Source organism: Fluviicola sp., from assembly GCF_030151805.1.
GTDB lineage: Bacteria > Bacteroidota > Bacteroidia > Flavobacteriales_D > Crocinitomicaceae > Fluviicola.
The window spans coordinates 1-8,497 of the sequence record NZ_JASLCN010000414.1; the positions used below are offsets into that span (position 1 = coordinate 1).

At 40.6% G+C, this 8,497-nt stretch carries 7 protein-coding genes and 1 pseudogene; all 8 read right to left on the bottom strand.

Going from position 1 to position 8,497, the window contains the following annotated elements; genetic code table 11:
- Positions 1-316: 316 nt before the first annotated feature.
- A complete protein-coding gene (locus Q1V93_RS15660) occupies positions 317-2,143 on the bottom strand; it encodes a tetratricopeptide repeat protein (protein ID WP_300665949.1) in 1,827 nt (608 codons plus the stop codon).
- A 7-nt stretch (positions 2,144-2,150) separates the two neighbouring features.
- Entirely contained in the window at positions 2,151-2,693 is a 543-nt protein-coding gene (locus tag Q1V93_RS15665; RefSeq protein WP_300665951.1) for a hypothetical protein, read from the bottom strand.
- A 294-nt stretch (positions 2,694-2,987) separates the two neighbouring features.
- Positions 2,988-4,258: pseudogene (serS, locus tag Q1V93_RS15670) on the bottom strand (serine--tRNA ligase).
- A gap of 125 nt (positions 4,259-4,383) precedes the next feature.
- Positions 4,384-4,653, bottom strand: a complete 270-nt coding sequence (gene rpmA, locus Q1V93_RS15675; RefSeq protein ID WP_124747051.1) for a 50S ribosomal protein L27 — start codon at positions 4,651-4,653, stop codon at positions 4,384-4,386.
- A 35-nt stretch (positions 4,654-4,688) separates the two neighbouring features.
- Entirely contained in the window at positions 4,689-5,000 is a 312-nt protein-coding gene (gene rplU / locus Q1V93_RS15680; RefSeq protein ID WP_300665953.1) for a 50S ribosomal protein L21, read from the bottom strand.
- Positions 5,001-5,222: 222 nt separating this feature from the next.
- The gene (locus Q1V93_RS15685) at positions 5,223-7,301 is read right to left on the bottom strand and encodes a M43 family zinc metalloprotease (protein ID WP_300665954.1); all 2,079 of its coding nucleotides are present in this window, start codon (positions 7,299-7,301) and stop codon (positions 5,223-5,225) included.
- 143 nt (positions 7,302-7,444) lie between these two features.
- Positions 7,445-7,930, bottom strand: a complete 486-nt coding sequence (locus Q1V93_RS15690) for a fasciclin domain-containing protein (protein WP_300665957.1) — start codon at positions 7,928-7,930, stop codon at positions 7,445-7,447.
- A 237-nt stretch (positions 7,931-8,167) separates the two neighbouring features.
- Positions 8,168-8,335 carry a hypothetical protein gene (locus Q1V93_RS15695; RefSeq protein WP_300665955.1) on the bottom strand — a complete coding sequence of 56 codons (168 nt, stop codon included), beginning with the start codon at positions 8,333-8,335 and terminating at the stop codon, positions 8,168-8,170.
- Positions 8,336-8,497 lie beyond the last annotated feature (162 nt).

The following is an 8,497-nucleotide window of genomic DNA, read 5'->3' on the forward strand; positions in this document are numbered from 1 at the left end:
GTTGTTCCGATTCCTACATTCCCGGAAGCAGGAATACTATTTGTTTGTGAAAATGACTGATGACTGAATAGTAGTAGCATCGTCCAAAGACTTGTTTGAATAGTGCTTTTCATATCTGTGAATAATAGTTATGAGCCAATTTTAACTATTTTTCTGATATAATTCAGCTTAAAAACTGATTTTTAACATTTTAAACTTCCTGTTTTACATGCTAAAAAACTCTAAAACCTTTGGTTTTAAAGCAATTTATGCACATTTATGAGAAATAAAATTTTCAGTTATGAAATATGATTTTTTCGAAATTTAAACCCGGAAATTACAAATCTTCCGAATCTGAAACATCCCCGCGCAATGCCCGATAACGTTTCCGGGCTTCTACCGTGAGCAAACTTCCTTTGCATTCAAAGAGAATTTTCTTGTAGTATTCTGCCGCTTTTTCTTTGTCGTGGAGGTTCTTTTCGTAGATTTCTGCAATCTGAAAAATAGCATCGTCGGCTAAGATGTCGTCTTTGTAATACGTGTAAATGCGGTTCAGATAATCCAGTGCTTCCTGCCATTTTCCCTGGTATTCCATGGCTTGTGCTTTACGGAACAGTATTTCATCTGCTAATCCGTGAGCCGGAAATGCAGCATTGATCGAATCGTAGAGTTTGAATGCACGATCGAACTGATGCTGTTCCAACAATAAATCTGCTTGCGCAAATTGGTACATGGCTGTGTAATTGCTGTCCAGACCTAAATTATCGGTGATTAATACGGATAATTTCATCGCGTCATTTGCAATGAGTTTACTGGTCGACTCTTTCAGAACATCTAACTGTGATTGAGCAAATTTGAAATCTCCGTCGTAATAAAATACGCGTGCGTTTTTGAATTTCGCTTCCGATCCGATTGCTTCGAACTTAAAGTCTTTGTCGATTTGCATGTAGTACAAAGAAGCCTGCCAGATATCGTCTTTCAGGATTAACACGTCTGCCAAAGCCATTTTCACCTGCGCTCTTTCGAAGTCGGATAATCCGGGAACTGCCAGACAACTGTCGAGCAATAACGCCGCTCCTTCTGCATCGTTTCCGTAATATGCTTTGATCTCAGCCAGTTCTTTTGCCGTATACACGGCATTTCTTCCCCAGCCTAACAACTTCAAACCTTGTCTGTATTCTCTTTCAGCATCGGCAATATCCTGTGGCTGGTACTTTTTCTCGATGGTAATTTCGCGGTAACGGATATTCAATAAGGAACTGTATGCCGTATAGTAATTCGGATTTTGCGGTCCCTGGTCAATAATGTATTTATATGCGAGGCGTGCCGCCGCATAGTCACTGTTTTCCACACATGTTTCCGCCAGATCCATGACACGGTATCCGTTTCCTTTTTCCCTGCGGTCCAAAGCCTGTGTTTGCGTTAATGCCGCTTTGAATTCTTTCTTTTGAATGAATAACCAGATCAACATTTCCGAATAGATGAAATCATTGGGTTTCTTCTGAATCCGGACAAGGAGCTTGTCTTTTAATTTTTGATACACCCCGGTTTTATCTTCCGTGAAGTCAATTTGTTTCGTTAATGCATTCTGAATATTACTCGCGTAATTCGGGTACAAATCCAACACTTCGAAATACTCATCAATCATTTCGTCGGTTCTTCCCAAAAGGGAATACACTTCTGCAAACTGAACCTGCAACGGATAACTTTTCTTCAATTCTTTCCGCCCCGCTTCAAGGGTTTTCAATCCCCAATCAACTTTTCCTTTTTTGATGAATGAATTGTATAACTCAACAACCTCGTAACCGTTTGAAGTGACTTGTTTGATGCGATCATTGTACAATTTCTCTGTTTGTGAAGTGCGCTCGGTTCGTTCGTACAAATCTCCCAGTGCAATGGTGTAATCGAAATCATTTGAATTGGAAATCAGTTTTTTGAGAAATTTCTCAGCGTCTTTCGGTTGATTGGTTTTTTCCAGGCAATCCACGTAACGCAGCTGATCAAACTTGGTGCTTTGCTTGTTGATGATCTTCTCGAAATAGGGAAGTGCTTTGTCAAACTCTCCGTTGTTGTAGTACAAATTGGCCAATTGCTGATCTGTGCTCGTTTGCGCGGAAAGAGCAAGGGAAAAGAACAGGCAACAAAAAATAATCAGGTGTTTCATTAAGTACTTACTGCATTGAAGGTGAATGTTCGACTTTAAAACGTTCAAAAATAGGTTTAAATTGCTCGTAAGAATGTTTAAATTCTATAAATTGTTTCTCCAGATTCCGGCTGTGCTTCCGAATTTCGGTCGCTTCCTTTAATTCAAACTGAACGGATTCGTAATACAACGCACGATCTCCGGCTCCGTTTTCAATATCAGACTGTAGCAGTTTCAATCGTTTTTTTTGTTCCTGCTGTGCTTTTCCAAGGTTCCTGATTTCGGTCGTGAAAAAATCCGTAGCCCTATAAGCCTGAATAAATCCGTCGATTTCTTTTGCCGTTTCCATATCGAGCGTGTCATTTCCCAATTCAATATTGAAGTTCAACAGCATGATTTTCGATTTCCCGCGCAATTTCAATACCTGGTTAGTATCTAATTCCTGAAGGAGTTTTTGAACGGTGTCGTTGGTTGCTTTCGAAAACAATACATCTTCTTCAAACTTGCCCAGTTTGTTCCCGCAGGAAGCAAGGGAAGTAAGCAGTATTAAAAAAGACAGTATTCTCAGCATGATACTAAATTACATAAAATGATTGTTTTTCAGATACTGTCGTAAAGCATAAAGCAAACGAAACGTATACTGTATATCCTCCCCCTTGGTCCCCCTCCAAAGGGGGAACGCGAAAATTCCCCTTTAAGGATTAAAACTTACTTCGAAAATTTAAGATGAAAATGATTGAATTCTCTTTTTGAAAGAAGATTAAAAATCTCTCCCTTTGCAGGGGGGACTGAGGGGGAGGATTTTACCAAACAAAAAATCCCCTCCGTCACAACAACAGAAGGGATCTTGATGATCTTATAAGAATCAATCAATTCGCGTAAACCCGGTATACTTATGCAGCACCTCCGGAATTTCAATACCATCAGGGTCTGATAATTTTCCATAATAGATGCCATAATTCTCGGAAGAGCCAACGCAGAACCATTCAGGGTATGTGCTAAATAATTCTTCTTATCCGCTCCTTTGAAACGCAATTTCAGGCGATTCGCCTGGAACGTATCAAAACGGGAACAAGAACTCACTTCCAGCCATTTCTCCTGAGCAGCAGAAAACACTTCGAAATCGTAAGTCATTGCAGAAGCAAAACCAGTGTCGCCACCACACAAACGCAAAACGCGGTAGTGCAAACCTAATTTCTCCAATAAACCTTTCACATGGTTCACCATTTCGGTCAAAGCTCTTTCCGCATTACGGGGGTGTTCGATACGAACAATTTCTACCTTATCAAACTGATGCAAACGGTTCAAGCCACGAACATGCGCGCCGTAACTTCCTGCTTCTCTTCTGAAACAAGGAGTGTAACCCGTCATCTTGATAGAGAAATTTTCGTCCGGAAGAACCACATCGCGGTAAATATTCGTCAATGGAACTTCTGCTGTCGGGATCATATACAAATCATCCACCGGCATGTGATACATCTGACCTTCTTTATCCGGTAATTGTCCTGTACCGTAAGCACTCGCTTCGTTCACTACGTGAGGAACAATGAACTCTTCGTAACCTGCTTTTTCAGCTTCTTCCAGGAAGAATTGAATCAAAGCGCGTTGCAATTTCGCTCCTTTTCCTTTGTAAACCGGGAAACCAGCTCCTGTAATTTTAACTCCTAATTCGAAATCGATCAGGTCAAATTTCTTAGTCAATTCCCAATGCGGCAATGCATTATTATGCAACACAGCCGGCTCACCAACAACCTCGATTGTTTCGTTATCTTCCTCGTTCTTACCTGCAACTACCAAGGTATTCGGAACATTCGGAACCTGGTAAAGTAACTGTATAATTTCATTTTCCAGCGCATCTACCTGCAATTTCAATTGATGCTCCTCTTGTTTTAGGTCAGCAGTTTTCGTTTTTGCAGCTTCCGCCTCGGAAGTTTTACCACTTTTGAAAAATTCACCAATTTCCTTTGCAATCTTATTCAATTCGGACGCAATAGATTCCATGGACGTCTTTGCTGAACGCCATTGCTGGTCTTTCGCAATAATTGCATCAATAGTTTCCGTCACATCAATGTTGCGCTTTTTTAATGCGGTGATGATCTCATCACGTTCAGCGCGGATTTTGGTCATTTCTAACATATGAATTGAATTTAAATGTTGATTCACCGGAGTGAATCGGGTATAAAATTGGTAAATTAAAACGAAAAAAGGCGAATCCCGAAACTGTCGGAACTCACCTTTCTCAAAAAATTTATATTATTCGATTAAGCCTCCGTAGTTTCAAATGGAACCACCGATACAAACGAACGATTATCTCTTTTTTTACGGAACTCAACTGTTCCGTCAGTTAAAGCATATAATGTGTGATCTTTACCGATCCCAACATGCTCTCCCGGGTGGTGTGCAGTACCGCGTTGACGAACAATAATGTTCCCAGCGATTGCAGCTTGTCCACCGAAAATTTTCACTCCTAGACGTTTGCTATGTGATTCGCGACCGTTTTTGGAACTACCGACTCCTTTTTTATGTGCCATCTTTTCTAATTTTTTATCCGTCGATTAACGGAGAATTACCCTTTAATATCTGTAATCGTAATTTGTGTAAAAGATTGACGGTGACCGTTTCTTTTCACATATCCTTTTCTACGTTTCTTACGGAAAATGATAACCGTATCACCTTTAACGTGATCATTCACTTGAGCAGTAACTAATGCTCCTGCGATAGCTGGGGCGCCAATATTCACTTTTCCACCATTGTCTACCAATAAAACACGATCAAATTCTACTTTCGATCCTGCTTCAGCGTCTAAACGGTGTACAAAGATTTTTTGGTCTTTTTGCACTTTAAATTGCTGCCCTGCTATTTCTACTATTGCGTACATAACAGATGTTTTAAAATTTAATTTGGAGGGCAAAGATAGTAAAGTTTTTCAACAATCTACTTAATCCCTACTATTTTTCTCATTAAGAATCACTTCATTTCTCAAAATTCGACTCTAACGGCTCCATTTTCGTTCTAAATTCTAATTGAGGGGATAAGTGTACACTTATGCACAACTTACCCTGGTAATAATATAGAAACAGCTGAAGCAACCAATATCCTACTACTTCAAAAGTAAGGGAATTGAATGAATTCCTCCTGCTCCATCCACTTTCACCAAATAATATCCTGCATTCAGATTTGTAAGTGGAATAAAATACGAATCGCTTGTTTCCTGGAGGTTCTTTTCTTCAAAAACAATTCTTCCCCGGGCATCCGATAATTGAATGGTTTTTGGGGAAATCCCGGAATTCCATTTCAAAAGTGCAAAACCACCTTTTTCAGCAGGATTGGGATAAAGCATCAACGCTTGCTCATTACCCGGCTCTGAAAGTCCCAATTCGTTCAGTTTCCCGATCCGGATGTTATCCAAAAAGAAATTATTCCCTCCTTTTGATTCAAAACGGAACCTGATTTGTGTCCGATTGGTGAAATTGACTGCCCCGTTAACAATCGCTGTATCACTTGCCCATTCATTGAGAGAAGCCGGTTCGAATGGCGTTGTCCACAACTGACTCACCGATTTTAATAAGCCCGAACCCGTATACGTCTTTTTAATCTGCCATGTTTCCCCGCAGTCATTGGAAATCATGATCCGGAACAAATCCGCATCGTTGATCGTTCTCTGAGCATAAGCCCAATCGAAAGAAACAGCCAAACTGGTGAATCCTGACAAATCCAAAGGATCGGAGGTGAATTCATAAGCCTGGTTGGAACCCGCATCGAAGTTATTGATTTGAATGGATTGAGCGCTCTGAAAACCAGTGGAAGCGATTTCCCAATTATAGGTTTGTACAGATTCGTTCACATGCCATCTGCTTTCAAATCCTGAAAAACCATCTTCAAAACCTTCCGTTTTACCATGTTCTGTCCCAATATTGGGAATTACCGTCACGTAATCCGAGAGTGAAATTTCCAGGGTGTCCGTTCCGTTACTCACTTTGATCCCCACATCATACATTCCTGTCTGATTAAACAAAACCGTCACCGTTTCATCCGTTAAAGATCCGAGAACCGTTCCTCCGCTAAAATTCCACAATCGGTTCGTTATACCATGTGATGAAACATCTTTAAAAAGAACGGTATCTCCCTGGCAGATTACCCGCTTGCTTGTTTCAAATTTCGCCTCACAAAGCTGAAACGACAAATCATTCGTTCCGGTGGCGTTTAAATTACCGGTGGACCACAAATTATTCCGTTGCGCAACAGATGAGTTCAATGCTGCATGCATGCGCACTTTCTGACCTTCTGTAAACATCAACGCACAATAGGCATAATCCATGTAATTCTGCACATTGTCCGGGCCGCCGCAAGAACTTGCTCCGAGGTTGCAACTCGACCAGCCAATCGTGTTCGGAGTATCTGTTACTTCATCATCGTAAGCGCAATTTCCGGCATTTCCAACCGGTAAATAATAAAAATTCGGCACGTTGTTTCCTCCCCAGATGTGATAGAGATTCAAGTAATGACCGATTTCATGCGAAAGAACTGTTCTCCTGAAATAATCCGAAGTTCCGATCGTCCCTACATAATCATGGCGAATTACAATTCCGTCCCATTCGGGAATCGTGTCTGCAACAGCCGGCATCAAAGCATGCCCTGCCAAACCTGCGGCATCGAAACACACATAAATATTGAGGTATTTTTCAGGCGGCCAGTGAATCAGATCTTTCACCTGGTGATCTCCGGCATATGTCAACGGAGAAACTGTTCTGGTAATTCCGGAAGTACAATTTCCATCCGGGTCGATCTGAGCCAAACGAATTTCAATCTGGGCATCCGCTGCAATGGATTGAAAGGCCGGAACAATCTGATTCGTGTCGGGGTTGAGCTTGCGGTATTGCAGGTTTACCTGTTCAATTGCATCGTGAATCTGGGAATTACTGATGTTTTCCGTTCCATTGTTGTGGATGATGTGAAATACAACAGGAATAATATACGTTGCCCCGGATTTCGGAGGATTTGCCTGAAATTGCCTTGTAAACCATTCAAGTTTTTGCTTCGATCGCAAAAAAGCGTGTTGGTATTCGGGATGTTCCTGAAATAGTTTTTGTTCCATTTCATCACTTCCGCAATGAAGTAAAGTCTGAGTAAATCCGCTCGAAAAAGCAAATACCCAAACAAATAAAAGGATTCCTTTCATGATTGTTTTCTAGTAGTAAGTGCAGTAAATATAAAGCTTTTATCTTTTCTTTTGGTCTGAGAAATCTTCAAACAAAAAAACCGACCTGTCAACTGACGGATCGGTTCGTAACGCAAAAGTTAAAGTTATGTTCAGTTAGTCAATTACATTTTCTTCGGAAGCACTACCGCATCAATCACATACGTTACTCCGTTGGAAGAAATCACGTCTGCAATGGTAATCTGAGCTCCATTTACAAACCATTTTCCATCTTTTTCTGTGATCATCAGATTTTCTCCCTGAACGGTTTTCAATGTTTGTCCGTTTTTCAAATCCCCTGATTTGATAGCTCCCGGAACCACATGATACGTCAATACGGAAGTTAATTTTCCTTTATTCTCCGGTTTCAACAGATTTTCTACTGTTCCTTTCGGCAATTTATCGAATGCTGCATTGGTAGGAGCAAACACCGTGAACGGACCGTCTCCTTTCAAGGTTTCAACCAAACCTGCGGCTTTCACCGCTGCAACCAACGTGGTATGATCTGCAGAACCCATTGCATTATCTACGATGTCTTTTGAAGGAACCATTTTCGCTCCGCCAACCAATACATAAGGCTCTTCTTTTTCTGCTTCGGGTTTCACCGGCATCTTATCAGAAGCCTCCATTTTCGCTTCTTCAGACGCTTTCTCTTCGTTTCCACTACCACAACTTGTTACTCCAAATGCTGTTACAGAAGCAGCAATCGCCAGGGATAAAATTGACTTTTTCATATTCGTTTTTTTAAGGTTATGAATCAGATACGTCAGATCTTTCCTTTTGGATTTTCCGGAAAACAAAAAAGCCTCGCAAAACTTGCAAGGCCTTCTAAATATGATTGATTCAGATTATTTTTTATCTGCTTCGTCGTCTTTTTCAAAAACACGCTTCGGACGCATTTGTTGGTTAATTCCCAATGTAATCCAGAAAGGAAGAACAAACCCCATTAAGAATAACAACATCCAAAATGCCATACCTCCAATCAAAAGAAATAATACAATACCGAAAATGCTCATGGTGTACTAATTTGTGTTTTGTGTGCGTAAAAGTAGTAAAAAAATCAAAAAGCAAGCCTTTTTACTACAAATATTCTAAGAAAAAAGCATTCTAGGAAGCTAACTGACTTAACAAGGTTTCTGCACGTTGCAAGAGTTCGTTCGTTTCAAGATTCTCAGTTC

Excerpts from the sequence above, each read along its gene's own strand:
- Q1V93_RS15660 (WP_300665949.1), bottom strand. The coding sequence starts at position 2,143 with ATGAAACACCTGATTATTTTTTGTTGCCTGTTCTTTTCCCTTGCTCTT.
- Q1V93_RS15665 (WP_300665951.1), bottom strand. The coding sequence starts at position 2,693 with ATGCTGAGAATACTGTCTTTTTTAATACTGCTTACTTCCCTTGCTTCC.
- rpmA (WP_124747051.1), bottom strand. The coding sequence starts at position 4,653 with ATGGCACATAAAAAAGGAGTCGGTAGTTCCAAAAACGGTCGCGAATCA.
- rplU (WP_300665953.1), bottom strand. The coding sequence starts at position 5,000 with ATGTACGCAATAGTAGAAATAGCAGGGCAGCAATTTAAAGTGCAAAAA.
- Q1V93_RS15685 (WP_300665954.1), bottom strand. The coding sequence starts at position 7,301 with ATGAAAGGAATCCTTTTATTTGTTTGGGTATTTGCTTTTTCGAGCGGA.
- Q1V93_RS15690 (WP_300665957.1), bottom strand. The coding sequence starts at position 7,930 with ATGCCGGTGAAACCCGAAGCAGAAAAAGAAGAGCCTTATGTATTGGTT.
- Q1V93_RS15695 (WP_300665955.1), bottom strand. The coding sequence starts at position 8,335 with ATGAGCATTTTCGGTATTGTATTATTTCTTTTGATTGGAGGTATGGCA.